The organism is Ruegeria sp. AL11, assembly GCF_056540865.1.
In genome coordinates, this window is the sequence record NZ_JBQFXO010000078.1 from 1 (window position 1) to 616 (window position 616).

The window sequence follows — 616 nt, forward strand, 5'->3', positions numbered from 1 at the left end:
CCTTTGCGGTTGCGGCTGATCCTTCTGATGCGGATCTGAGCATCCTGTCGATCCTTCAGGATCAGGGCGGCGCGGCTCCGGTGGTTGTGGCGGAGGTCACGCTGAACACCAGGACGGGCTCCTACAACTACGAGCAGGTTGCCAATCTTCTGCATGCCGATGGTCAGGACGAGAACAACGCCACCTTCGAGCTGGGCTTCACCGCAATTGATGGTGACGGCGATACCGTGGATGACACCATCCCGCTCAACATCGACGACGACACGCCGGTGATGACGTGGACGGCCTCTCAACGGGTCAACAACTTCCGGATCATTAGCGATGATGAGAACGTCGGCACGCCGGATATCGGCAATCCCGGCGGAGTTGGTGATGGCGGACAGTTCAACCAGACCAACAAGACGCTGCCGATTGCCTTTGGCGCGGACGCCAATGGGGCGGAAGTTGTCTGGAACCTTGCAACCATGAAGGTGCTGGGTGGTGTTGCCGATGATGGCGGCTCGGGCAGCGGCTTTGGCGAGGTGACCTTTGCGGTTGCGGCTGATCCTTCTGATGCGGATCTGAGCATCCTGTCGATCCTTCAGGATCAGGGCGGCGCGGCTCCGGTGGTTGTGGC

At 60.4% G+C, this 616-nt stretch carries 1 protein-coding gene; it reads left to right on the top strand.

Annotation, left to right across the window (positions count from 1 at the left end):
- A partial coding sequence (locus ACR0IP_RS23380) for a hypothetical protein (RefSeq protein WP_480528193.1) occupies window positions 1-616 on the top strand: 616 nt, incomplete at both ends.